Annotated in this window: 31 protein-coding genes and 1 tRNA gene; 20 read left to right on the forward strand and 12 right to left on the reverse strand. The window is 62.6% G+C overall.

Annotated elements, in window-relative coordinates:
* Positions 1-38 precede the first annotated feature (38 nt).
* The 10 genes from HAP54_RS42085 to HAP54_RS42130 all read right to left on the reverse strand — a co-directional run bounded on the left by HAP54_RS42085 (position 39) and on the right by HAP54_RS42130 (position 6,675).
* Complete coding sequence (locus HAP54_RS42085) at positions 39-392, reverse strand: hypothetical protein (RefSeq protein ID WP_210297467.1); 354 nt, start codon at positions 390-392, stop codon at positions 39-41.
* 322 nt (positions 393-714) lie between these two features.
* Complete coding sequence (locus HAP54_RS42090) at positions 715-1,401, reverse strand: metallophosphoesterase family protein (protein ID WP_166297195.1); 687 nt, start codon at positions 1,399-1,401, stop codon at positions 715-717.
* On the reverse strand, positions 1,398-1,856 hold the full coding sequence (locus HAP54_RS42095) for a hypothetical protein (protein ID WP_166297197.1): 459 nt from the start codon (positions 1,854-1,856) through the stop codon (positions 1,398-1,400). Before HAP54_RS42095 ends, HAP54_RS42090 begins: the two co-directional genes overlap by 4 nt.
* A gap of 70 nt (positions 1,857-1,926) precedes the next feature.
* Positions 1,927-4,257, reverse strand: coding sequence for an AAA family ATPase (locus HAP54_RS42100; protein WP_166297199.1), 2,331 nt, complete (start codon positions 4,255-4,257; stop codon positions 1,927-1,929).
* Positions 4,258-4,260: 3 nt separating this feature from the next.
* On the reverse strand, positions 4,261-4,446 hold the full coding sequence (locus HAP54_RS42105) for a hypothetical protein (RefSeq protein ID WP_166297200.1): 186 nt from the start codon (positions 4,444-4,446) through the stop codon (positions 4,261-4,263).
* A gap of 30 nt (positions 4,447-4,476) precedes the next feature.
* A complete protein-coding gene (locus HAP54_RS42110; protein ID WP_166297202.1) occupies positions 4,477-4,815 on the reverse strand; it encodes a hypothetical protein in 339 nt (112 codons plus the stop codon).
* Positions 4,812-5,096 (reverse strand): hypothetical protein, encoded by a 285-nt coding sequence (locus HAP54_RS42115; RefSeq protein WP_166297204.1) that lies wholly within the window; start codon positions 5,094-5,096, stop codon positions 4,812-4,814. The genes HAP54_RS42110 and HAP54_RS42115 overlap by 4 nt, the downstream gene beginning before the upstream one ends.
* Positions 5,090-5,626 carry a crossover junction endodeoxyribonuclease RuvC gene (locus HAP54_RS42120; RefSeq protein ID WP_166297206.1) on the reverse strand — a complete coding sequence of 179 codons (537 nt, stop codon included), beginning with the start codon at positions 5,624-5,626 and terminating at the stop codon, positions 5,090-5,092. Before HAP54_RS42120 ends, HAP54_RS42115 begins: the two co-directional genes overlap by 7 nt.
* A gap of 39 nt (positions 5,627-5,665) precedes the next feature.
* A complete protein-coding gene (locus tag HAP54_RS42125; RefSeq protein ID WP_312022778.1) occupies positions 5,666-6,226 on the reverse strand; it encodes a GcrA family cell cycle regulator in 561 nt (186 codons plus the stop codon).
* A gap of 11 nt (positions 6,227-6,237) precedes the next feature.
* Complete coding sequence (locus tag HAP54_RS42130) at positions 6,238-6,675, reverse strand: hypothetical protein (protein WP_166297210.1); 438 nt, start codon at positions 6,673-6,675, stop codon at positions 6,238-6,240.
* A 179-nt stretch (positions 6,676-6,854) separates the two neighbouring features.
* Here HAP54_RS42130 and HAP54_RS42135 point away from each other — a divergent pair, with 179 nt between their 5' ends.
* Positions 6,855-7,118, forward strand: coding sequence for a hypothetical protein (locus HAP54_RS42135; protein WP_176422109.1), 264 nt, complete (start codon positions 6,855-6,857; stop codon positions 7,116-7,118).
* A gap of 8 nt (positions 7,119-7,126) precedes the next feature.
* Here the strand turns inward: HAP54_RS42135 and HAP54_RS42140 are convergent, their stop codons facing one another.
* Positions 7,127-7,459 carry a hypothetical protein gene (locus HAP54_RS42140; protein ID WP_166297214.1) on the reverse strand — a complete coding sequence of 111 codons (333 nt, stop codon included), beginning with the start codon at positions 7,457-7,459 and terminating at the stop codon, positions 7,127-7,129.
* 210 nt (positions 7,460-7,669) lie between these two features.
* Here HAP54_RS42140 and HAP54_RS42145 point away from each other — a divergent pair, with 210 nt between their 5' ends.
* The 17 genes from HAP54_RS42145 to HAP54_RS42225 all read left to right on the forward strand — a co-directional run bounded on the left by HAP54_RS42145 (position 7,670) and on the right by HAP54_RS42225 (position 19,372).
* Positions 7,670-8,338 (forward strand): helix-turn-helix domain-containing protein, encoded by a 669-nt coding sequence (locus HAP54_RS42145; RefSeq protein WP_166297216.1) that lies wholly within the window; start codon positions 7,670-7,672, stop codon positions 8,336-8,338.
* A gap of 474 nt (positions 8,339-8,812) precedes the next feature.
* On the forward strand, positions 8,813-9,826 hold the full coding sequence (locus tag HAP54_RS42150) for a YqaJ viral recombinase family protein (RefSeq protein ID WP_166205802.1): 1,014 nt from the start codon (positions 8,813-8,815) through the stop codon (positions 9,824-9,826).
* 47 nt (positions 9,827-9,873) lie between these two features.
* Positions 9,874-11,115, forward strand: coding sequence for a hypothetical protein (locus HAP54_RS42155; RefSeq protein WP_166297218.1), 1,242 nt, complete (start codon positions 9,874-9,876; stop codon positions 11,113-11,115).
* Positions 11,116-11,337: 222 nt separating this feature from the next.
* Positions 11,338-12,312, forward strand: a complete 975-nt coding sequence (locus tag HAP54_RS42160; protein WP_166297220.1) for a hypothetical protein — start codon at positions 11,338-11,340, stop codon at positions 12,310-12,312.
* A gap of 61 nt (positions 12,313-12,373) precedes the next feature.
* The gene (locus HAP54_RS42165) at positions 12,374-12,868 is read left to right on the forward strand and encodes a single-stranded DNA-binding protein (RefSeq protein WP_166297222.1); all 495 of its coding nucleotides are present in this window, start codon (positions 12,374-12,376) and stop codon (positions 12,866-12,868) included.
* Between the two features lie 11 nt (positions 12,869-12,879).
* Positions 12,880-13,047, forward strand: a complete 168-nt coding sequence (locus HAP54_RS42170; protein WP_166297224.1) for a hypothetical protein — start codon at positions 12,880-12,882, stop codon at positions 13,045-13,047.
* A 17-nt stretch (positions 13,048-13,064) separates the two neighbouring features.
* Entirely contained in the window at positions 13,065-13,256 is a 192-nt protein-coding gene (locus tag HAP54_RS42175; protein ID WP_166297226.1) for a hypothetical protein, read from the forward strand.
* The gene (locus tag HAP54_RS42180) at positions 13,253-13,642 is read left to right on the forward strand and encodes a recombination protein NinB (protein WP_166297228.1); all 390 of its coding nucleotides are present in this window, start codon (positions 13,253-13,255) and stop codon (positions 13,640-13,642) included. Before HAP54_RS42175 ends, HAP54_RS42180 begins: the two co-directional genes overlap by 4 nt.
* Positions 13,639-13,953, forward strand: a complete 315-nt coding sequence (locus tag HAP54_RS42185; protein WP_166297230.1) for a hypothetical protein — start codon at positions 13,639-13,641, stop codon at positions 13,951-13,953. The genes HAP54_RS42180 and HAP54_RS42185 overlap by 4 nt, the downstream gene beginning before the upstream one ends.
* 73 nt (positions 13,954-14,026) lie before the next feature.
* A complete protein-coding gene (locus HAP54_RS42190) occupies positions 14,027-14,413 on the forward strand; it encodes a hypothetical protein (RefSeq protein WP_166293452.1) in 387 nt (128 codons plus the stop codon).
* 80 nt (positions 14,414-14,493) lie between these two features.
* Positions 14,494-14,727, forward strand: a complete 234-nt coding sequence (locus tag HAP54_RS42195) for a hypothetical protein (RefSeq protein WP_166297232.1) — start codon at positions 14,494-14,496, stop codon at positions 14,725-14,727.
* Between the two features lie 2 nt (positions 14,728-14,729).
* Positions 14,730-16,013: a hypothetical protein gene (locus tag HAP54_RS42200; protein ID WP_166297234.1), complete on the forward strand. Its 1,284-nt coding sequence runs from the start codon at positions 14,730-14,732 to the stop codon at positions 16,011-16,013.
* 58 nt (positions 16,014-16,071) lie between these two features.
* Positions 16,072-16,145 (forward strand) — tRNA-Arg (locus tag HAP54_RS42205).
* A gap of 387 nt (positions 16,146-16,532) precedes the next feature.
* Entirely contained in the window at positions 16,533-17,234 is a 702-nt protein-coding gene (locus tag HAP54_RS42210) for a hypothetical protein (RefSeq protein WP_224741547.1), read from the forward strand.
* Positions 17,131-18,462 carry an IS1182 family transposase gene (locus tag HAP54_RS42215; protein WP_166297236.1) on the forward strand — a complete coding sequence of 444 codons (1,332 nt, stop codon included), beginning with the start codon at positions 17,131-17,133 and terminating at the stop codon, positions 18,460-18,462. The genes HAP54_RS42210 and HAP54_RS42215 overlap by 104 nt, the downstream gene beginning before the upstream one ends.
* A gap of 277 nt (positions 18,463-18,739) precedes the next feature.
* Entirely contained in the window at positions 18,740-19,021 is a 282-nt protein-coding gene (locus HAP54_RS42220; protein ID WP_166297238.1) for a hypothetical protein, read from the forward strand.
* A gap of 171 nt (positions 19,022-19,192) precedes the next feature.
* The gene (locus HAP54_RS42225; protein ID WP_166297240.1) at positions 19,193-19,372 is read left to right on the forward strand and encodes a hypothetical protein; all 180 of its coding nucleotides are present in this window, start codon (positions 19,193-19,195) and stop codon (positions 19,370-19,372) included.
* A 184-nt stretch (positions 19,373-19,556) separates the two neighbouring features.
* Here the strand turns inward: HAP54_RS42225 and HAP54_RS42230 are convergent, their stop codons facing one another.
* On the reverse strand, positions 19,557-19,841 hold the full coding sequence (locus HAP54_RS42230) for a hypothetical protein (RefSeq protein WP_166297242.1): 285 nt from the start codon (positions 19,839-19,841) through the stop codon (positions 19,557-19,559).
* Positions 19,842-20,178: 337 nt separating this feature from the next.
* On the opposite strand from HAP54_RS42230, the gene HAP54_RS42235 reads away from it, so the two are divergent.
* Complete coding sequence (locus tag HAP54_RS42235; protein WP_166297244.1) at positions 20,179-20,373, forward strand: hypothetical protein; 195 nt, start codon at positions 20,179-20,181, stop codon at positions 20,371-20,373.
* A gap of 39 nt (positions 20,374-20,412) precedes the next feature.
* On the forward strand, positions 20,413-20,568 hold the full coding sequence (locus HAP54_RS42240) for a hypothetical protein (protein WP_166297246.1): 156 nt from the start codon (positions 20,413-20,415) through the stop codon (positions 20,566-20,568).
* Positions 20,569-21,131 lie beyond the last annotated feature (563 nt).

Consider the following 21,131-nt stretch of genomic DNA (forward strand, 5'->3'; position numbering starts at 1 on the left):
CGCTCGCCGCGAGAGGCAGTAAGGACAGGAGGTCGACATCAGAAGTCGCTCTGCTCCGCCTCCTCGGCATCGAGCCGAGTGATCGCCCACTTGAGATAGTTGGCGAGGTCGAGCGCCTCCTCGTAGGCGTGCTGCAGCCGGCCGCGGAGCGAGAAGTTCGCCTGCTCGCCGAGCGTCTTGCCGTACTTGGCGATGCCGAGCTGGGAGCGCTGCAGCAGGTCGGTGCGGACCGCGTCGATGATGCTGTCGCGCCGCGCCTCCACCTTGCCATTCTCGTCGCGCACCAGCACGCCGTCGACGACGACGGTAATCTGGTCGCCACGATCCTTGATGACGCGGCCATTCTCGATGACTAGGTCCGCGCTGTTGAACAATTGGGTATTGCCTCTCACTTCTGGTCTCCTTGGGGTTAGACGTTGATCGGGCCGTTCGCGATCGCCCGGGCCCATCTCGGGTCGGTGTCGCGACAGCTGGGCCGCCCGCGCTTCTCGGGCCTGCGAAGCCCGAGGACGGAGGCGGAGGTGGCGGCATAGCGGGGGTGTAATCCCTCCGCCCTGCATGCTTCAGCGGAGGCCGCTGGCCCCTGCTCCATGTGGATCGCGACGAGCTCGAGCTCGCGCTTGAGCGCGAGACCTTGCGGCGTCGATTGTGTCCGGTCTGGACCATGATCGGTCTCCTTGTTCTGCCCTGCTGCGAACAGGGGCGGGTGAGGTGTTAGCGGGGATCTCCCTTGATCTCGATGGCGCCAATCGGCCCACCTGGCTGGTCGTCATCGAATACGCCGACGACCAGCCGTCCGGTGTGATAGGCGCGGGTGTCGAGGTTGGTGCGGCCCTTGAAAATCTTCGGCCCATCCTCGAACCAGTCGTGGCCGTGCACCACGTGGAGGTCGCGATAGCCGTCCTCGGCGCCAACCGGATAGCGCGACCAGAGCAGCAACTCGGTGCCCTGCTGCTCCAGCGGCACGCCCTGCTTGACGTAGGCGTGCACGAACACCCGGTGCGCGTCGACGTGATACAGCGGCAGCTGGTCCATCCAGTCGATGTGCGCCTCCGGCACGACCGTCGGGTCGTAGTCGCCGTACCTCACATGACCGTACGACATCAGCGTGGTGCCGCCGCCATTGGCGATCCACCAGTTGTGATCCAGCGGCTTGCGCAGGGTCTGGACCATCATGTCCTCGTGGTTGCCCTTGAGGCAGATGAATGGCAGGCCGCGTGCTTGCGCCTCCATCAGCGTCTCGATGATGCCCTTGCTCTGCGGGCCACGGTCGATGTAGTCGCCGAGCGTGATGATCTTGTGCTTCACGCCCTTGGCGTGGGCCTTGATGGACCACAGGGCGCGCTCGAGAAGATCGTAGCGGCCGTGCAGGTCCGCGATTGCATAGGTCCTTGACGTCATTTCAACCCCTCACCCGAACACGATCGCGGCGCAGGCCGCGCGAGATGGTCTTGAGGCCGTACAGCACCCCATTGCGGGATTTCAGCCTCGTCGATCGAATAGGTCTTGGCGGCCCAGAAGCCGACGGACTGGGCCACGTCGTCCGGCTCGTGCTTGAAGTAGCGCGGCATCCAGCCGAGCGCTTCCTCGCACAACTCGATCTCGATGCCGGACGGCGGGATGCGCTGGCGGTTCTGCTCGCGCTCCCATGCCTCCAGCTGCCCGGCCTCCTGCAGCTCGCGCTTGAACGCGAACAGCTCCGCCGCCGTCATCGCCTCGAAGCGCGGCCAGGCCGTGCCGAATTGCTTCGGCCAGATCCGCATCGGCGTGCGGCGCACGACCGAGGCGGCCTCGATCAACCGGCTGCCAACCAGACCATAATGCCAGACCCGCTCATGAAGGTTCAGGTTCACCATCACTCGCTCGCTCCCTCCAGCTCCGGCTCGCCGACGCTCTGCCCGGTCTCCTGCCCGGGCACGGGCTCCATCAGCTCCATTTCCGGCTCGACCAGCGACGCATCGTCGCCGTCGAACTGCTCCCAATTGGTTTCGTTTTCTGATCGACCGGATCGCCCTCGTCGACCGGCGCCGCCTGCGACGCGGTCTCCTGCTCGGGTGCCGCGATCATGCGCGCCTCGCCGCGAACCCGCTTGCCGGTGATCCAGACCCACGGATTGTCGCGACCGATCACGCCGGAGCGGATCAGGAAGTCGTTGGCGCGCTGCAGCGCCTTCTTGACGGCGTCCTCGCTGTCATCCTCGGCATAGTATTTTCGGTAGGCCGCGAACCAATAGCTGCGGTTGACGACGCGGGTGATCGCCTTCGGCAGCCGCAGGCTCGGCGGCGCCGCGATGCCGCTCTCCTCCATCGCCCGGAGCAGCGCGCGATAGACGTTGGCACGCTGGTCGGTGAGCTGCACACCGCTCTCCTGCACGGTCTTGTCGGCCTCGCGGCTCTTCGGCGTGTCGATCCATTCGACCACGGCGCCCGGGATGATCTCGTTGTCCTCGTCGTAGCCGCAGATCACGCCGCGCAGGTAGAAGTCCGTGACTTCGCCATCCTCGCCCTCGCGCTGCTTGGACATCCGGGTGAAGCGACGGTCGCGCAGCTTGTCGCCGTCCTTGATCTTCGGCGGCGCATCCTTCTCGGTGTGGTCGTAGCGGCCGACATGAATGGCGGTCTCGAAGGCGGCGTAGAGCGAGGTGTGGCCGCGCGGTCCGGTGCCGGATGCGTTCATGTGATGGACGAGCCACAGTCCGGTGTTCAGCTCCTCGCGGATGCGGTCGAGCCGTGACATCACGAGGCCGACCTCCTTGCCGTTGATCTCGTCCATCGCGGGCGTGACCTTGTTCAGCGTGTCGATCACGACCGCTTCGAGCTCGACCTGATCGTTCGGATAGGTCGCATTCCACCACGCGACCCAGTATTTGCACTCGGCGATCAGCTCGGTGACCTGCTGGTCGTTGCCGAACAGGTCGAACTTCTTGGTCAGGCAGATGAACGGCAGGTACACATCGTCAGGCAGGCCCTTGCCCGCCGCGTAGCCCGCGAACCGCTTATAGACGAAGCCGGAGCCCGCCTCCGCCGCGCAATAGATCACGAGCCCGCGACGCACCTTGCGGCCGAGGTATTCCCCGCCCTGCGAGACCGCCATCGCCATATCCTGGGTGAAGAAGCTTTTGCCCGACTGCGACGCGCCGTAGATCAGCACGGTCTCCCGGCGGGGGATCAGGCCCTTGATGATGTATTCATACTTCTGCTGCGCGGTGCGCGGCTCGCCCCACACCACGGCGCCGAACTTCGACTTGAAGTTCTTGCTGAGCCACGCGAGGTCGAGCGCGGCGGTGTATTCGGTCGCCGTGTACGACTTCTCGTCGACCAGCCGGTAGAGCGCCTCCGAGGTGCCGCCGGCGGCGATCCAGTCCGAGGTGTCGCCCTTCTCCGGCAGGTCGGGCAGCGACACGATGCGAATGCTCTCGGCGGCGCCCTCCAGCTTGGAGGCGACCAGCTTGGCGTGATCCTGGCCGGGCAACACCGGGCGTCCATCGGGATGGAAGCGCGGCTCACCGGTGCGCGGGTTCTTGGCCTGCGGATCGTTGTCGGGCGGGATGACGACGTTGGCGCCCCTGAAATACTGCGTCAGCTCCTCGGGCCACTTCCCGGCGCCGCCTGCGTTGCAGGTCGCGGGAACGCCCATGGCCCACAGATTGTCGACGTCCTTCTCGCCCTCGACGACGAAGATGGTGCGCTCGTCGGCGATCGCCTCCAGCAGCTCGGGCAACCGGTAGGGGACCTGCGGCTTGACGTCCTGCTTCCAGACCCATCCGTTCTTGATGTCGTTCGGGTCGTCATCCTTGCGCGGCTTGCGGCGCTGCAGGAAATTCTTCGGCTCCATACGGACGACCTGAAACAGGAACTCGCCGCTGGCGTCGACATAGTCGTAGGTCTTGACGATCTTGGGCTTCGGACCGTCCTGCTTTGGCTTCGCCGGTGCCGGAGCCGGACGCTCGCGCTGATCGCGCTGATCGCGCTGATCGCGTCGCTCAGACCGCTGCTCGGGTGCGCGATCCTCGATCTCCAGCTTCAGCTCGGTCCGCATCCACTCGATGGCCTCCTTGCCCTCGAGTCCCATCTCGCGCTTGATCAGCGCGAGCGTGCCACCGCCCTCGCCGGATTCGAAGTCATCCCAGAAGCCGGTGTCGGTGTTGACGCGGAGCGAGCCGCGCTTGCCATAGCGCAGCTCGTCCTTCTTGCTGGACGTCGGCTTGCCGAACAGAGCGTCGGCCACCGCTTCGATATTCTTACCCCAGTGGTCCATCTCTCAAATATCCAGTACGGCAGCGTAAAGGCCGTGGTTCGCAACAGCGTCGAGGATGGAGGCCGCGAACTCGTCGTATTCGACACCGCGCCTCTTTGCCTCTGCCCTCAAATCAACCGAGACGTTCGGCGTAACTCGCACCGTCAACGTCGATTTCCGCGCCTCGTCCGGCGCGACCTTCCTGCACATTCCCAAGCCCCCGCTCCTTGTGATGCTCGATCAGGCGTGTCCGGACACCTGGCCGTCGTATCCACCGGATGGACGCCCCAAGGCCTCCCACCCGGCGTTCAGTCGTTCGCAGAACTCGATCTGCTCCTCGATCAGCCCCGCCATGGCGAGGGCGTCGTCGCTGCCCTTGCCATCTGTGCGGAATGCCTTGGCGATGGAGCGCGCCGCGTCTGTCGTCAGGGCATTCCACTTCCGCGAGGTCGAGAATTTTAGGACCACGCAGTAACCGCGAAGTTCATTGAACACGCGGCCGCAAACGAGTTCCTGTCCCGGCTCGATATGGATGACCCAGCCTGCGTCACCCCACTTGATTGGCGCCTCCGATGTCATGGCGCTTTCTTCCGCGTTTTCGCGTCGATGACGGCGTCCACGTCCTCCTTGTTGGTGATCAGGAAATTCAGCGCGTTGCAGATCGCCTTGCGCGCGCGCACGTCGCTCTCGCGCCGCGCGATGTCGGCCGGCGTTGCGTCGGGATTGGTGCGCGTCGCCTGCAGCATGGTCTCCGCGTAGACGAAATCGTTGTAGGCAATCTCCCAGAGACCCTGCGAGGTATGCGGGACGACCTTCTGCCGGGTCGCGCTGTCGAAGTTCACTGAGTGGGTACTCACCATGCAAGCACCCCCGCGGTGAACGCATCGCGCGGGACCTGGCCGTATGGCGCGAAGGTCGAGCAGCCCCAGATCCACATGCCGCCGGCATCGGCGGCGTTGTCGTCGATGGCGACCCAGCCGACGTTCTTGCAGTAGGCCAGCATCGCCTGCTTGGCCCCGTTGCGGCCGTGAAACTTGGCGGTGCCGAGCGCCACCGCGCGCCACGTCTGGACCGCGACCGACCAGCATTGCACGTTGCGACTGCGTGCCATGCCGCAGATGCATCCATACAATCCATGCAAGAGCTGAGTGGTGCCGTAGTTGCTCTCGCCCTTGATGTAGAAGGGCTGCTCGACCACGATCAGCGCAGGCTGATGCTTCACTATCAGATCGTCGACCGTACGCGCGCACCGGCCGTACACCTCGATGTCCGGGGTGTTGTCGTTGCCGAGCGTGACCGTGCCGAGTTCGGGCGTGCCCCCAATGGGGCCCGCGCCGTAGCCGAGCTTACGCGACGGATCGAATGTCAGGATGGACGGCTTGGTCGTCATCGCACACCGTCGGAACGAAGTGCGGTATGCGACTGATACTCACGCTTCAACACCAACGGCGGCATGACTGGTCCCCTTGGAAAATCTGATCGTTCTGTCGTGGGCGATCCGATGGTGCTGCGAACACCACGAACAGCCTTCTCCAATTACCGGCGCGCCGCAGTAGAAGTACGGGGGCGTGTCGTGAAAATTGCCGAGCGGCCAATGACATTGGTCGTTGCGCAGCTCGAGCAGCGTCGGCGAGCGCGGCTCGCCGCTTTCGGCGTCGGCGGCGCGCTCCATGATGGGCACGACGGCTTTCTTATTGACCATAATCGCAGGCTCCGGCGTGGAGCCCTTGCGTGCGGCGATGACCTTGGCGACCCTTGGCGCGGTATTGACCGCACCCGGTGTAGCCGGACTCGGCCTGCGCGCCTTGGCGACGTTGGAGGGCTTACGCCAGAACGAAAGCCCAAGCCTGTGCACCTTGCCGATGACGGCGTTGCGCGACAGCTGGTAGCCGTCCGCCTTCATCGCAGCCTCCGCCTCGCCGGCGGACATCTTCTCCACCATCACGTAGTGGCGGAGCTTCTCGATCATGGTGTCGGACCAATCACCCACGATTGGTCTCCTCAGACTTCGCTGGTCGGCTGCGCGCCGCCAGCGTCGCCGCCCAGGATGCGAAGCACTTCGTCAAGCGAAGCAAGAGCTTCACGGCAATGCGGCGCGGTAGAGCCCTCCAGCTTCCGGCGTGCCATCGCGACCCCGTCGAGGGCGATGCGCCACTCGGCGGCGTCGGCCGCTTCCCGCAGCACGTCCATTTCCCATGCATCAATTCTTCGTGCTTCCCCATACCAAATGTCCCTCGCTCGCCCGTAAGCGATGCCCGTGCGTTCTGACGTTCTAGTGATTGCTGCCTTGACGTAGTCCCCCGCAGGGCATGGCTCGCTTGCGCGCTTCGCGAGATGCGCGGCGATCTCGGACGTTTTTTCCGAGCGGGAGGACGGCTTTTCTGCGCGTAAGGACTTGACGGCGCTCGAATCAACCAGCGCAATGGTTAGGTTGCTCATGCGCGCACCTGCTGAAGCGAGTACGCGCCACCACGATCGTTTAGATCGCCGTCGTTGAGACCATTAAGACTAAAACTATAGCCCTGTGACGCCCGAACCTTTTTTTGAGTACGAGAGTTTTTGCATGACCCAAGTCGTAAGGAAATGCTTGCGCTGGAACGGCGCAACCAGTCATAGAATTGCCGCAACTGGCGATAAGGCCGAAAGAGCCGATAATGGTTACAGATGCTTTGGAAGTGCGTACCCTCGACAAGGATCTGCTTCAACCGATCGAGGTGAAATACATCGACGCCGACCGCTTCGAGTTCACGTTCCGCACCCGGAACGGCGCGGTCGTGACGAGCGTGTTGAACGCAGTGGGCATGGTCCACTGCATCAACCTCGCGATGAAGGCACTCAACGAGTACCCCACGCAGGCACTGCACGATCTGCTGTCGCTGTAGCCTGCCCATCAGCGCTTCGCCCGTTTTTTCGCCGCAGCCTTGCCGCGCTTTTGCGCGGGCTTGGAGCGTGCGGCCATGGCGGGCTGGGTCTTGGCGATCGCGGGCAGATGATCGTCCGCGGTCACGAGACCCTTGGTGGCGTGCTTGATGCGCGCCCAGACGGTGGGCGTCGGGTAGTGCAGGAATTTTCGGTATCTGGTGACGGACCAGCGCGCGACGCCGATCTTGTCGGCGAACTGCTGGTCGGCGCCCGACGGCGAAACGTCGGGATACGCAACCGCGTAGTATTCTGCGAGCGTCATTGGCTTTCCGGTGATGGAGGTGGGCGCGTCCGTCACCAACAAATGCACCAGATAGGTGCACTGGTCAAGATGTCACACGCGGCCCCCTACACCTTTTCGGTGAAATGACACATGGCAGCACGTTTGGTACCGAACAGCGTGACTCAAAAAATACTTCAAGCGCACGGAATAGTCCCCTGCCCGGGCGACTCTGCTACGACGGTTCTTCACTCCCGGTTGAGCGAAACTTTGACTAGCACAGAGATGGATATGATCGCGGACGGCCGCAGGCGGACAGGCAATAGCCGCCTGAAGAACCCGCCCCCGGAAAACTCGATTCGCTACTACAGACAGCGCAAGGGCTTGACGCTGAAGGAGGTTGCGACTCTCCTCGGCACCACCCACCAGACCATCCAGCGACTCGAAGAGCTCAATCAGGTTCTTACCCCCGACTGGGCGATGCGAATCGGTTCGGTGCTTGGCGGTATTCCCGGCGCCCTGATCGCCTATTCAGACGACGAGGACGCCTACCCGTGGGCCGCGAGGCCCATCCCGGTGATGGGGGTGATCGACGAGCGCCGGCAAATCGAGCTCCAGCAGGAGCCGCTTTACCGCGTAGGCCTGACCAACAGGCCGACCGGCACGGTTGCGATCGAAGTGCGCGACAGGACCATGCTGCTCGATGGCTGGCTCCTCCTCTACGACGACACCCAGGCCGAGCCGATCACCGATGACATCATCGCGAGGCAGGCCAACAACGAACGATTCGTCTGCCGCCTGACCGACGGCACCGTCTGGGTGCGCCGAATCGTGCCTGCTGCGAACGGTCTGCACCACCTCGAAACCGATCACGCGCCGCCGATCTACGACGCGCACGTCGAATCGGTTGCGTTGGTGCTGGGCTTCGAGAGACCGGGGCAGGACCTACCCCCGAGATAGGCCGCGGCGATTCGCCTCACAATTCCGGATTACTACGGATGACGCCCCGCGCGCGATGCAGTCAGGGCTTCGTCATGGTCGGGGACAAAGGGGACATCGCTCAACTGGCACGCGGCTTGCAATATATCCAATAACTAAGATTCTTAGATCAACTATCTCCAAGAACTCAGAACAAGGGGGCCCCTATAGGGCCCCCGTTTGTTTTCTGTTTTGAGAGATTTTCTAAGAACTTCAGAATTTAATGTTGTGCAATCCGTGCCAGCGCGCGTAGACGGAATGCACCAGATTTTTTCGATTCGGTGCATTTGCACCCTTGACGATGCACCTTTCCGGTGCAATATCGGATGCACACCGGGAGACCAACCCACCATCCATCGTCAGCAAGCCCGGTTCCGAGGGTGACTGTCAGGCCGCGCCGCACTTCGCAGGTGCACACGGACTGACGCTCGCGGGACCGGGAGGGAGCACCAAACCGTGACCGACACCGACACGTTCCAACCCGTGGGCGCGTTCGCCCAAGCCGTCGTCGACAAGATCCAGCTCGGCGCCGTCGACAGCCACCCCGTCACCGACCGCGCGTCGTGGCTCGCCATGCGGACCCGCGACATCACCGCCTCCGACATCGCGTCGATCTGCGGCGTCGGCTACCGCTCGGCGCTCGCAGTCTGGGCCGAAAAGACCGGCAAGACCCAGCCGCAGGCGGATAGCCCCATCCTGCAGCGCGGCCGCTGGCTCGAGCCCGCGATCTGGCGCGCCATCGAGGACCGCGAGCCCAGCTGGCAGCTGCGTCCTGCCAAGGTCTATCTGCGCTCGCCGTCGCTGCGCGTTGGAGCGACACCGGATGCACTGGCAGTGGACCCCGAACGCAAGGGCCTTGTGCTCATTCAGGGCAAGGTCGTTGCCCGGCCGACGTTCATCAACGACTGGCTCGGCGGCGACAAGCATCGCGGCACCCCCGAGGTGCCGCTCGGCTATCAGCTGCAGACGTTGACCGAGACCATGCTCGCCGAGGCGCGCTTCCAGATCGAAATCCATCCGGTCCTGGCCGCGCTTGTGGTCGGCGACTTCACCGCCGACCTGCACATGATCCCGGTGCAGCGCCACGAAGGCGCTGAACAGCGGGCGCTCGCCACCGTCAAGAGCTTCTGGGAGATGATCGCCAACGGCCAGCAGCCGGCGCTGGACCCGAGCCGCGACCACGACGTGGTGCGCAAGCTGTACCCTGTCGCGGACGGCACCACGATCGACCTCTCCGGCGACAACGAGATTCCCGAGATGGTTGACGAGCGCCTCGAGCTCGGCCGCCAGATCAAGGAACGCGAGGATCGTCGCGACGAGATCACCACGACGATCATGCACAAGATTGGCGATGCGTCGTTCGCAGTCATCGCAGGCGGACGCAGGCTCTCGGCCAAGGTCACCAACGTCAAGGAGAAGGTCGTCGCACCCTACTCCTTCCGCAGCCTGCGCGAAGTCAAGGCGCTCTGACGAGCGCCTTCCTCCCCTCCCATTCCCACTATTCGGAGACCATCCACATGACGACGATCATCGACAATGACGATAGCCGGGTGCGCACGCTGGAGGCGTTTGCCGGTGTTGCCGGCCCTGCCCCGTCCAACCTTCCTGCGACCCAGCCGCAGAGCTTCCTGCCCCCGGTGGATCGCGTTCACGGCGCCCAACAGGTGGCCGTCCGGCGCCACGAGCCGGACGTGCTGCGCAAGATCAAGGAGCTGGCGGCGGCTGCGGGTGAATATTTCTACTACCGCTTTCCCGTGAAAAATAAGGGCAAGACGGAATACATCGAAGGCCCGACGATCAAGTGCGCCAACGCGGTCGCGCGTTTGTTCGGCAACTGCGATGTCGATTGCCGCTCGGTCGACATCGGCACCCACTGGGTGTTCCACGCGCGCTTCATGGACTTGGAGACCGGCTACTCGCTGACGCGGCCGCTGCAGCAACGCAAGACCCAGGCCACCGTGCGCGGCGATGCGGGGCGCGCCGAGGACATCGCGTACCAGATCGGCACATCGAAGGCGATCCGCAACGTCGTGACCAACGCGCTCGACACCTTCACCACCTTCGCGTGGCAAGAGGCGAAGATGTCGGTCGTCGAGACCGTCGGCAAGCAGATCGAGAAGTACAAGACCCGGGTCCAGATCCGATTGGACGAGATGGAGGTCGACCTCCATCGCGTCGAGGCTGTACGCGGTCGACCGTTGAAGGATTGGCTCGCCACCGATGTCGCGCGCACCATCGCCGAAATTCAGGCCGTCAACGACGGCATGGCGACGGCGGACGAAACCTGGCCGAAGAAGGGTGACCAGAAGGCCGATGGCGACGGCAAGCTGTCGCAGTTCGCGAGCGACGCCAACAAAGCGGACGGCAACACGGAGACCGTCGACCCCAAGACCGGCGAGGTCACCGACGGGGTCGCCAGCACCAACAACAGCGCGCAGGGCGATCAGCCCGCGCAGGGTTCGCAGACCGCCGAGGATGGCCCCCAGCCATTGGCAGCTGCGACGGAGGACGGCGCGGAAGCGTCCGCCGCGTCGTCCTCCGCTAAATCCGAGCCTGACGAGCCGCAGATGACGGAGGCCGAATACGAAGCCTACGCCATCGCGTGGTTTGCCGAGGCCGCCGTCGTCGAGGAGGCGCGCGCCCGCTGGGCTCGCGAGAAGTCGATGCGCGTCAACGTCAAGACGGCGACGCTGACGAAGCTGGAAGCGCTGATGAAGGACACCATCGCGCGCATCAAGAAGGACACCAACAAGGGATAGCGCGGAGAGCAGAGCCAATCTCCTGACGGGGTACCGCGCGCGGCTCTGACGACGAAAGGCGCCTCCGGGGTTCGTAAGTCTCTCTCGCGTGGTGTGGACCACGGTCCGGACAAGGCGACCAACGCGCGCATCTACCGTGGGGCGGGAAGCCGCCCTTCTCGCCCCACGGGACATTTATCGCCGGGCTTCGTAGCCCGAACACACTTTAGTCGGGAAACCAGCATGGCGACGATCATCAACTTGAAGGGGACCAAAGAGGCCCCGAAAAACTCTCGCTCCAGCATGGAGACACGGATCATCTCCATCTCCGGTGTCCAGCAGTGGAAGGTCCCGCCGTTCCAGCGTCCGGTGCGGGTCAATGCGAAGGTGCAGGAGGCCGCGCAGTCGACACGGGAAAACGAAGCCATCGAGGGCGTCATCACGCTGGGCCAGGTCAGGGGAGACCTCGCCTACTACATCGTTGACGGCCAGCACCGCATAGAGGGCTTTAAAATCTCCGGCATCGAGGAGGCGTTGGTCGATGTTCGCGTCGTCACCTTCGAGGACTTCGCCGAGATGGCGAACGAGTTCGTTAAGCTGAACTCGTCATTGGTTCGGATGCGACCCGACGACCTGCTGCGCGGCATGGAGGACTCGACCATCTCGCTGCAGCTTATCCGCAAGCATTGTCCTTTCGTCGGCTATGACCAGATCCGGCGCGCCTCGACCGGGGCGCCGATTGTGGGCATGTCCGTCATCCTCCGCTGTTGGGCCGGGTCGGCCGGTGAGACGCCGACATCAACGATGGCTGGTCAGTCAGTCTCGTCGCTCGCCAAGACCACGGACGAAACCAGCGCTCGGCAGTTGATCCAATTCCTCGGCAACGCCCATCAGGCATGGGGACGAGACCCTGAATACTATCGACTGTGGGGCGCCCTGAACCTTTCGCTTTGCATGTGGCTCTACCGTCGCCTCGTTATCGACCGCGACCGGATGGGCAACAAGCGCATCGTGGTGCTGAACCAGAACGAGTTCAAGCAGTGTTTGATGTCGGTCTCGGCGAGCGGCGATTACCTGCAGTGGCTCGTCGGCCGCAACATGACCGAACGGGATCGCAGCCCCGCATACATGCGCCTCAAGGCCATCTTCCAGAAGCGCCTGCAAGAGATCACCCAGACCAAGTCGGCGCTGCCAGCTCCGGCGTGGTCGTCGCGCTGACAATCTACCCTATGGCGGGGCTTCGCAGGCCCTGCCCAGCACCATCAAGGAGACCATCTACGTGGCTGGATCAGTGAATAAGGTAATTTTGGTCGGCAATCTCGGGAAGGACCCCGAGGTGCGCCGCACCCAGGATGGCAGGCCGATTGCGAACCTGTCGATCGCGACGAGCGAGAGTTGGCGCGACAAGGGCACCGGCGAGCGTCGCGAAAAGACCGAGTGGCACCGCGTTGTAATTTTTAACGAGGGCCTCGCCAAGGTCGCCGAGCAGTATCTCAAGAAGGGCGCCAAGGTCTACATCGAGGGCCAGCTGCAAACGCGCAAGTGGACCGACCAGAGCGGCGTCGAGAAGTATTCCACCGAGGTCGTGCTGCAGGGCTTCAACTCCACGATGACCATGCTCTCGGATGGTGGCGGCGGCCGTGGTGGCGGCGGCGATGATCGCCCCAGCGGCGGATACAGCAGCGGCGGAGCCGCGCCACGCCGCGGCGGCCAGGACAACGGCGGCCAGCAGTCGCGGTTCGACAACGACATGGACGACGACATTCCATTTTGAGGAGCGCCAGCATGGCCCGCGATGAAGAGCTGATCGCTGCCTACGAAGAAATCGACCGCCTGCGAGGCGGCTTCCTCGAGCTGCTGGAAGCCGCCACTGGCAAGTTCGATCCGCTCGGCTTTGTCGAGCGCGTCACCGGTGTCACCGCCGAGATGCTCGACGAGGCGTTGGACGCGTAACTGCGGAGGTTCGAGAAGTGGCGGTCGCGGAAGCCGAGGTCACGATCAACGGACTGGCGCTCACGGAGCGCCAGTCTGCGGCATTGCGGATCAGTCTGGTCTGCACGCGCGATGGTTTGCTGCGCTCTCGAGACGCGAAGGACGTGGCCCTGCTCTACCGAATTGACCAGCTGCTCGAAGTGATTGGAAGGACACCGGTGAGAGCATGAGCGGGATCGTGATCGCCAACGAGGAGGATCGCATCTTCCTGTGCCGCATGGTGATGGACGCCAAGCCCGGCACCCTGATCGAGATGCACGTCGATCTCGCCTCCGAGGCTCAGCGCAAGAAGATGTGGGCGATGCTCGGCGAGGTGTCCAAGCAGGTGCCGCACGTCGACATGAACGGCAACACCAAGTTCTACGCGCCCGAGCAGTGGAAGCTGCTGATGATGCACGCCTGCGGCCAGGAGGTGGAGATGATGCCCTCCCTCGATGGCTCGACCTTCCTGCCCTACGAGGGCCGGTCATCGAAGATGAAGGCCGTCGATATGGGGGAATTGCTCGCCTTCATCGAGGCGTGGGGCGTCCAGAACGGGGTGGAGTTCAGCCGATGACCAAGCCCGACCAACTGAAGATGTTCGACCTGCCGGATGTCGAGGAGCGCGTCATCGACGTGCCCGCCGAGAAGCCGCCCGCCGCGCCTAAGCGCGCGGGCCAGCGCAACCGGCAGCCATCGCTCGCGGTCCGCCAGTACGAGGTCAGGAGCGGCGGCGACTGCTTCCGCGTGCAGGCGGCCTCGCCGTCGGCGGCGAAGTACATCGCATTCAGGTTTGCGCGGAGCATGGGCCAGTACCTCTACGAGGGCGGCTTCATGGCGTTCGTCTCCGGCGGCCTGCAGGTCAGGGAAGAGAGGAGATCGAAGTGAGCGTTGAACAGATCGTCGTTGTCCTGATGGCCCTCTCGGTCGTCAGCGTCTTTTTCTACTTGGGGTTTGGCAAATGAGCACCATTGCGACTGAGAGACTGCAACAGATCATCCTGCTGGACGCTGAGGCCCGCGCCGCCTTTCTCGCGCGCGAGGCGCTGGAGGCCCTGCCCGTGACCTTTCAGGGTCGCGTCGCGGAATGGATGAAGGCGTGCTTCTCCATCGACGTCTGCCGTGACGGCATCGAGCGCAATCACCGCTTCCTCGAAGAGTCGCTGGAGCTCGTCCAGTCGCTCGGCTGCACGGCGAGCGAGGCGCATCAGCTCGTCGACTACGTGTTGACGCCGGGTGAGGCTTTGAGCGCGGCGAAGGCCGAGATCGCCCGCTACGCCAGCCAGGTCGCGGACCTCGAAGAGGAGTGCGATCGCCGCTACCTACCAAGAGACCGAGAAGCTGCGTGAGCAGCTTGCAGTAAGTGTAAAATAGACCCCGGCCGGGGCCCGCTTCGCAGGCGGGCCCCGTGCTGGCAAGGAGACCACTTATGACCGCCCGCCCGTCAACCATTCCCCTTGGCTCCTGGCCGCGCCGGATGCGCGCTGACCTTGCGGCTGGGTACGTCGGGGAGAAGTTCGTCGAGGACTTCCTCAAACGTGTCGGGAAGGACTATCCTCAGCCCCGTGTATCGGAGGGGCGACGACGACTATGGCTGATCGACGATCTGGATCGGGCGATAGCCCCGGAGGGCGTCCAAGGCGACCTCGCCGAGGAACTGTGAGCATGGATCTTCCGCGTCACGTCATCCCAAAGCGTCTCGCGAAGGGTGCGACGGCCTTCTATTACAATGTCCCGACCAAGTACCGGGCCCTCAAATGCCCGGTATCGAACGAGCCGCTCGGCAAAGACTTCGCGAAGATGATCGACCGGGCCAAGACGCTCAACGATCAGTTCGACGAATGGGATCAGGCGCGCAAGGGGCTACCCGTCTCCGGTGGCGCCGCGATGCCGAAATACGGCACGGTCGACTGGCTCTTCCGCGAATACAAGATCAGCAAAGCCTATCTTGAGAAGGTCGCCCCTCGCTCGCGCAGCGACTACGAGTGGGCTATGGACCAAATCTGCGATATCAAGACGAAGAGCGGCGATCGCATCGGCGGCCGGCTGGTCAAGACAATCTCGCCGCGAGCGGCCGACAAGCTCTACGACAAGTTCCTTGAAGGCACCGGCAAGAAGAAGCTGAAAAACACGCAGCGCCTGCGCACCGGAGAGAAGCTGATCGGGCTCTGCCGCAAGGCTTGGCGCGTCGTGCACCGCCTGTTCCCCGCCGAGTTCGACAAGGAGGTCCCCAATCCTTGGACCGGCGTGACCCTGAAGGTGCGGACAAAGGTCGAGAAGCCCGCAGTCACCCGGGACGAGGTTTATGCGTTCGCGTGGGGCGCTGTGGATGCCGGCTATCCGGAGGCAGCCGCGACCGCGGTCATCTGCTTCGAATGGCTGCAGCGCCCGGAGAACGTCGTGGCGGGTCACATGAAGTGGTCCGACTACCGGGCGCCGAGCGCTCCATCAATCATCCGGGTGGTGCACCACAAAACCGGCACCATGGCACCACACCCGCTCGAAGAAGTCATGCCGGACGGCCTCGTGCAGTTCTATGCCGAGGCCGAGGAGATTCTGGCAAAGCTGCCGAAACTTGGCATCCCGATGATCTTGAGGGACCTCGGAAAGGGCAAGTCGAAGCCGTGGATTTACAGCTCACTCAATCACGTCGTGGCCCGGCTGCGAAAGAAGATCGACGGCGTGCCAGCGCATTTCACGCTGGACGCCTGCCGGCACGGCGGCCTGACCGAACTCGAGGAAGCTGAGCTGACCGACGGCCAGGGTCGGGCGCTGTCCACCCACAAGACCCAGAAGGCCTATGAGGGCTATGCCAAGCGCACCGCCAAGCGGATGCTCTCGGCCACCCGGAAGCGGCACGCACACCGCCTCGCCGAGGCCGAGACGGCGCAGGAGCCGGACGCGATCGAGGCGCCGGCGGAGGCTGGCATATCCGCGTCGGCATTCTGAACGCGCCGAAAACAATAATGGATTCAAAGAGGGAACGGACCGGGAAAATTCAGAATGAGCGTTGATTTTGCTGGGGCGAGGATCGGATTTCGATTCCGAGGGTCGGGAGTTCGAATCTCTCCGAGCGCGCCAATAAAGTCCATCAATTGGCTTGAGACAGAACCGGAACGGTATTTCCGGCTTGCAGACCGGTTTGCAATTTACGTTCCGCTAACCTGCTGCTCAAGCTCCACCATGGCCTGCTCTGCCAACTCGAATTTGCCGCCGAGATCGTGCGCCTGCAAGATGCGCTCGACGTCCTCTGGGCTGCGCCCGGTGAGCGCCGCGACAACGCCCAGGACGACGCTCCTACCCGCTTCGAGGCTATCCGGCGGCGGGTCGAGATCGGGCTAACGGCGAGGAGATAAAATGGATGGCCTAAGTCGCGGTCGCACATTAGCGATCTTCTTTGCACTGGTTATTGTGCTGCCTTCCGCTGCGCAGACGCGGCCGACGGCGCATTCACGGGACGAGTGGCGTGTGATCGACAAGGAATGTCGCGATGTCTTGCCTCCTCAGGCAAAGATACGGGCATGCCTCAGCTTGCTCGGGGATCGACGACTCCCGGCCGCCTATGTCGCTCCGATCAATGGCGAAGTATCGAGCGTGTTCCAAAGCCTGCGGGACTACAACAACGCCATCAAATACAAGAAGATTGAAATTGAACGCGCGCTTGCCCCGGTGAAGCAACTCCCTTCGTCGGGCGAAGCGCTCCCAGTGACCTTTGGCGCGATGTCTCTACGTTACACGGAGCTCGGGACACTCCAGGCGCTCAATCGCCTGGCCAACTTCAACAGTCAGTCTGATGAAGCGCGCCGAGGTGCCACCGAGGAGCAGAACAATTACAACCTGGCGCTTCAGTACAACCCGATGAACTACAGGACATATCGATACCGGGCTGAAGTTCGCAGCCTGTTCTGTGATAGCGCGTCTGCGGCTCAAGACCTGGAGGCCGCGGTCAGGTTTGCCGAGACAGCTGGAGATCAGAATGCAGCTCGAGACTACAAGCGCGCCACGCTAGGAGCTTGTCTGGATAGTCGCTGTTCAAATCTGGTCGGGTCTGATTCAACATTGGGCGATGAGCAAGTATTTTCGGCCTTGGAACATCGATCAGACGCTGCTTCTGCCGCCGAATGTGCAGGACTTCGTGCCGAAAGGCCATGTCTCGCGGTTTATGGTTGATCTGGTGCGGGAGAGCCTCGATCTCAGGGAGATCATGGGCAGCTATGTGAGCGGGCTTGGGCAGCCGCCGTTTGATCCGCGGATGATGGTGGCGCTGCTGCATAGCTATGCGAGTGGGCTGTATTCGTCGCGTCGGATTGCCAAGGCCTGCCGGGAGCGGAACGATTTTGTGATGATCGTGGCGCTGGATGCGCCGGATTTTCGGACGATCAGCGACTTTCGCAAGCGACATTTGAAGGCGCTCGGCGCGCTATTCGTGCAGGTTCTGAAGTTGTGCGAGACGGCCGGGCTGGTCAAGCTCGGTCATGTCGCGCTGGATGGTACGAAGATCAAGGCGAACGCGTCGAAACACAAGGCGATGAGTTATGAGCGCATGAAGAAGCGCGAGGCGGAATTGAAGGCCGAGGTCGCTCGCATGCTGGCGGCCGCCGAGGCGGCGGATGCCTCGGAGGATGAGACTTTCGGCAACAGCGACGAACTGCCGGACTGGACCGTCGACAAGCAGAAACGGCTGGCGAAGATCCAGCAAGCGATGGCGGCGCTGGAAGCGGACGCCAAACTGGCGGCGGAGGAAGAGCGCCGCATCGAGGCCGAAAAGGAACAGCAGCGCCAGGCCGAAGGCCGCAAGAAGCCGGGCAAACCGGCGGCGCTGCCATCGGAGGAACCCAATCCCAAGGCGCAACGCAACTTCACCGATCCGGAAAGCCGCATCATGAAGTCGAAGGATGGCTTCGTTCAGGCCTATAATGCCCAGGCGGCCGTCGATGCACATGCCCAGATCATTGTCGCGCAAGAACTGACCCAGCACGGCAGCGATCAGGGCCAGTTGGTGCCCCTGATCGAGGCCATCGAGAGCAATCTTGGCCGCAAGCCGCGGCAGGCCTCAGCGGATTCCGGCTACTGCAGCGAAGCCAATCTCGAAGCGCTCGACACACGCAGCATCGATGGCTATGTCGCGCCCGGACGCGCCAAGCACCCGACAGTAGCGAACGGAAAAGTCGGCGGCCCGCTGACACAGGCCATGCGAAAGAAGATCGACGATGGCGGCTTCGAAACACCCTACCGATTGCGAAAGCAAGTGGTGGAGCCGGTGTTCGGGCAGATCAAACAGGCAAGAGGCTTCCGCCAGTTCCTGTTGCGGGGCATCGAGAAAGTGCGCGCCGAGTGGACAATGATCTGCACCGTCCATAACCTCCTCAAGCTGTTCAACCTCGCAAACGCAGCCTGAGCCTGCTACTCTACAACAAATGCCCGTCACGAAAACATATCTGGACGGGCTCCTAGGCGCCTGCATTCCAACATGGCGCCGAGAATAGGTTCTGCCGGGGCAGTGTTCTCCACCGTAAAAATCCGGAGCGAGCTCGCCGCCGGCGCCGAGCCCGCGTGCGACCGCTCCGACCGTGCTCTTACGGGCCCGACACTGGCAAGCAACTTGCGACGCATGCGTGAACAGTTCGGCGCCAACCATTCCCGGTGTGCCGAACTCAAACATTCGGAGCACCAAGATGAACATGCATCCTCGTTTTGAGACAGCCCGCGAAAGCACTCCACGAGAGTTGACGATCAGCAAAATACTGGCCGATCTGATCCTCGCCTGTCAGACGATCCAGGACGACATCACGGCCGAGGAAGTGCGCGCGGGGATTTCCGACCGATCGGACAGAAGGTATCCGATTTTGGCGAGGTCGCTGAACGAGCGGTACTATAATCTCAAGGGAACCATTGCCACCCTTGAAAGACGTCTCTCAGAAAGAGAACTCGGCGCAGGCATGAAACCATTTCCATGAGCCCCCCGCCATGCGCCCCCTTTCGTCAGCAGTGCCCGGAAGAGCGACAGCGACAATGACCGAAACGGCGGCGGGTAAGAATTTTTAGTTCTACCGGATAATAATGCTTAATCAGACGCAATCAGAGGAGTAGCGTCGCAAGTCCCTCAGTATCAGTCAGGGACGCGCCCCATGTCTGCTCTCCATGCAAAGCTGGAACGATTTGAGGTTCTTGCCGCCGAATGCGAGATGATCGCTAGCCGTGTGCAGGATGGGAGCAGTCGCGAACTATATCTGCGGTTGGGTGCGCGCTATCGCGACCTGGCGACCGATATGCGGACCGTGATCGCGAGCGTCAACGAAGCTGCGTAGCCGCAGCAAAGAGCTCATTTCCGGCCTCCGGTGGACGCCAGCATATTCAAGTCCCACCCGGCGGTTGTGAACGGTTCAAGTCACGGCAACGATGCTCGTCACGAGCCTGCTCCCGCGCGCCGAACGCGAACGTGAGACGTCGTGAATGCCGTCATGTTGAAACGGCGCCAGGTCGGGACTTACATCAGGTTCGCACACCACCACGCTTGGGAGATTTGGCGTGTTCCGAGCAGCAATCTTCGTCGCCACCTGTCTCGCTGTAACGTCGCCATCGCGAGCTCAGCAGGTGCGGGTCATCACGGGAGATATCGAGCATATCTACGGGCCTGGCGGTGAGGTCCTCGACGACGCCGATCTGCGCGCACGAAACGAGCGCGCCTTTGAAAGAATGCAGCTTGATAAACAGCGCGCGATCGAGATGCGGCAAATCGAGGCAGAGAAAGAGCGACTGAGGTTCGAGCGCGACCAAGCCGCGCTCGCCTATGCAACCGGTCCGACACTGGACTCGACATACGGCAGCGGGTTTTTCGCTTATCGCCATCGGGGCCACGGGAGGATAGGCGTCGCGCCCAGAATGGGCGGTTCGCGACGATGACAATATAAATACTCATCTTATCAAGATCTTGCCGGCTCTCCGAGCGCGCCGGTGAACCACGGGCGCGAGTGCCTTGGGCCCCCTTGCCCACCCGCCTAATAACCTCCGCGTGAACGAAACATCATTTCCTGCCCCTCGAAGCGAGCCCGAAACAAACGGCGCTCAGCATCCCCGGTGTTTTTCATCACCTGTACATTTCCGGGATAAAGCCATGCAGCAAGACAACGGCATCAAATTCCAGGATCTCGACCAGGTTTTGCGTACCGCACAGATCAGGCGTTCGGCCGACCTCGGTCTCTGGATACGGCAGTACATCCAGAATCTCCGTCTCGCTCGCCAACAGAGAGCGACCGACAGAAAGCACGCGATTGCAACGCAGTCCGACACAAAGCTTCTGGCCCACTGACCCAAGGGAGCGACGACGATGTGGACCCACAAAGTACGCATGCTGGTGGTCGTAAGTCTGCTGGCCGGTGCGGCTGTCATCTTGATGGCGATGGCCGCTCCTCACCCGGTATCGAGCGCTGCGCTCGGCAGTGAGTGGCAATGCAGCAAGGCAGGGTTCATCCTCACGACCTGCCGTCAGGTCCCGCCAGTCTGAACCGCTCTGGCATGGGCGCTGCAATGGAGACCATGCTGGGGATTTCAGTGTCCCAGTTCAGGAAGGAAACGCCGCCGGGCGTGTATTTTTGAAACCGGCGGCGTCTTTTCCTGAAACACCCTGCCTCGACGGGTCAGGCCCCAGACAGGAAGCCGGTCACAAGCTGCTCGGCCAACCGCAGCACCGCCCAGCGCGTCCTCTCGATACTCGGGCATCATTAGACGCCGCGCCGTCAGGACGTCCCGGTTTGTGCAAGGGTTTTGAACGGCAAATAGCCGTCCATGCGATTGGCCGCGTGCGGCAAGGTCGGCTGGGTTGATACCCGTCTGGCATCGGGCGAAGTGGTTGATTTCGCCAAAGGCGTCACTGGTTGATAGTCCGCTTAACTCACGCAGACTGCTGCCTGATGTCACGATCTGAACGCATCGATCGCGTGAGCGAGGAGGATGCCAACACTCACAATGAAAAGTATGGAAATCGCTGCGTCAAACATAATGGGCACAGCAAAACGGGCCGTCCGCGATCAGTCAAAAGAAATTCCATCGGCATGAATGTATCGCTCG

It is taken from the genome of Bradyrhizobium sp. 2S1 (assembly GCF_011516625.5).
Classification (GTDB): domain Bacteria; phylum Pseudomonadota; class Alphaproteobacteria; order Rhizobiales; family Xanthobacteraceae; genus Bradyrhizobium; species Bradyrhizobium septentrionale.

Bases quoted from the DNA above. Each gene is read 5' to 3' on its own strand.
- HAP54_RS42235 (WP_166297244.1), top strand. From the start codon at position 20,179: ATGCAGCAAGACAACGGCATCAAATTCCAGGATCTCGACCAGGTTTTG.
- HAP54_RS42120 (WP_166297206.1), bottom strand. From the start codon at position 5,626: ATGACGACCAAGCCGTCCATCCTGACATTCGATCCGTCGCGTAAGCTC.
- HAP54_RS42180 (WP_166297228.1), top strand. From the start codon at position 13,253: ATGAGCGGGATCGTGATCGCCAACGAGGAGGATCGCATCTTCCTGTGC.
- HAP54_RS42170 (WP_166297224.1), top strand. From the start codon at position 12,880: ATGGCCCGCGATGAAGAGCTGATCGCTGCCTACGAAGAAATCGACCGC.
- HAP54_RS42130 (WP_166297210.1), bottom strand. From the start codon at position 6,675: ATGAGCAACCTAACCATTGCGCTGGTTGATTCGAGCGCCGTCAAGTCC.
- HAP54_RS42155 (WP_166297218.1), top strand. From the start codon at position 9,874: ATGACGACGATCATCGACAATGACGATAGCCGGGTGCGCACGCTGGAG.
- HAP54_RS42160 (WP_166297220.1), top strand. From the start codon at position 11,338: ATGGCGACGATCATCAACTTGAAGGGGACCAAAGAGGCCCCGAAAAAC.
- HAP54_RS42220 (WP_166297238.1), top strand. From the start codon at position 18,740: ATGAACATGCATCCTCGTTTTGAGACAGCCCGCGAAAGCACTCCACGA.
- HAP54_RS42240 (WP_166297246.1), top strand. From the start codon at position 20,413: ATGCTGGTGGTCGTAAGTCTGCTGGCCGGTGCGGCTGTCATCTTGATG.
- HAP54_RS42090 (WP_166297195.1), bottom strand. From the start codon at position 1,401: ATGACGTCAAGGACCTATGCAATCGCGGACCTGCACGGCCGCTACGAT.
- HAP54_RS42110 (WP_166297202.1), bottom strand. From the start codon at position 4,815: ATGACATCGGAGGCGCCAATCAAGTGGGGTGACGCAGGCTGGGTCATC.
- HAP54_RS42195 (WP_166297232.1), top strand. From the start codon at position 14,494: ATGACCGCCCGCCCGTCAACCATTCCCCTTGGCTCCTGGCCGCGCCGG.
- HAP54_RS42095 (WP_166297197.1), bottom strand. From the start codon at position 1,856: ATGGTGAACCTGAACCTTCATGAGCGGGTCTGGCATTATGGTCTGGTT.
- HAP54_RS42185 (WP_166297230.1), top strand. From the start codon at position 13,639: ATGACCAAGCCCGACCAACTGAAGATGTTCGACCTGCCGGATGTCGAG.
- HAP54_RS42145 (WP_166297216.1), top strand. From the start codon at position 7,670: ATGATCGCGGACGGCCGCAGGCGGACAGGCAATAGCCGCCTGAAGAAC.
- HAP54_RS42100 (WP_166297199.1), bottom strand. From the start codon at position 4,257: ATGGACCACTGGGGTAAGAATATCGAAGCGGTGGCCGACGCTCTGTTC.
- HAP54_RS42105 (WP_166297200.1), bottom strand. From the start codon at position 4,446: ATGTGCAGGAAGGTCGCGCCGGACGAGGCGCGGAAATCGACGTTGACG.
- HAP54_RS42215 (WP_166297236.1), top strand. From the start codon at position 17,131: ATGAGCAAGTATTTTCGGCCTTGGAACATCGATCAGACGCTGCTTCTG.
- HAP54_RS42200 (WP_166297234.1), top strand. From the start codon at position 14,730: ATGGATCTTCCGCGTCACGTCATCCCAAAGCGTCTCGCGAAGGGTGCG.
- HAP54_RS42190 (WP_166293452.1), top strand. From the start codon at position 14,027: ATGAGCACCATTGCGACTGAGAGACTGCAACAGATCATCCTGCTGGAC.
- HAP54_RS42225 (WP_166297240.1), top strand. From the start codon at position 19,193: ATGTCTGCTCTCCATGCAAAGCTGGAACGATTTGAGGTTCTTGCCGCC.
- HAP54_RS42115 (WP_166297204.1), bottom strand. From the start codon at position 5,096: ATGGTGAGTACCCACTCAGTGAACTTCGACAGCGCGACCCGGCAGAAG.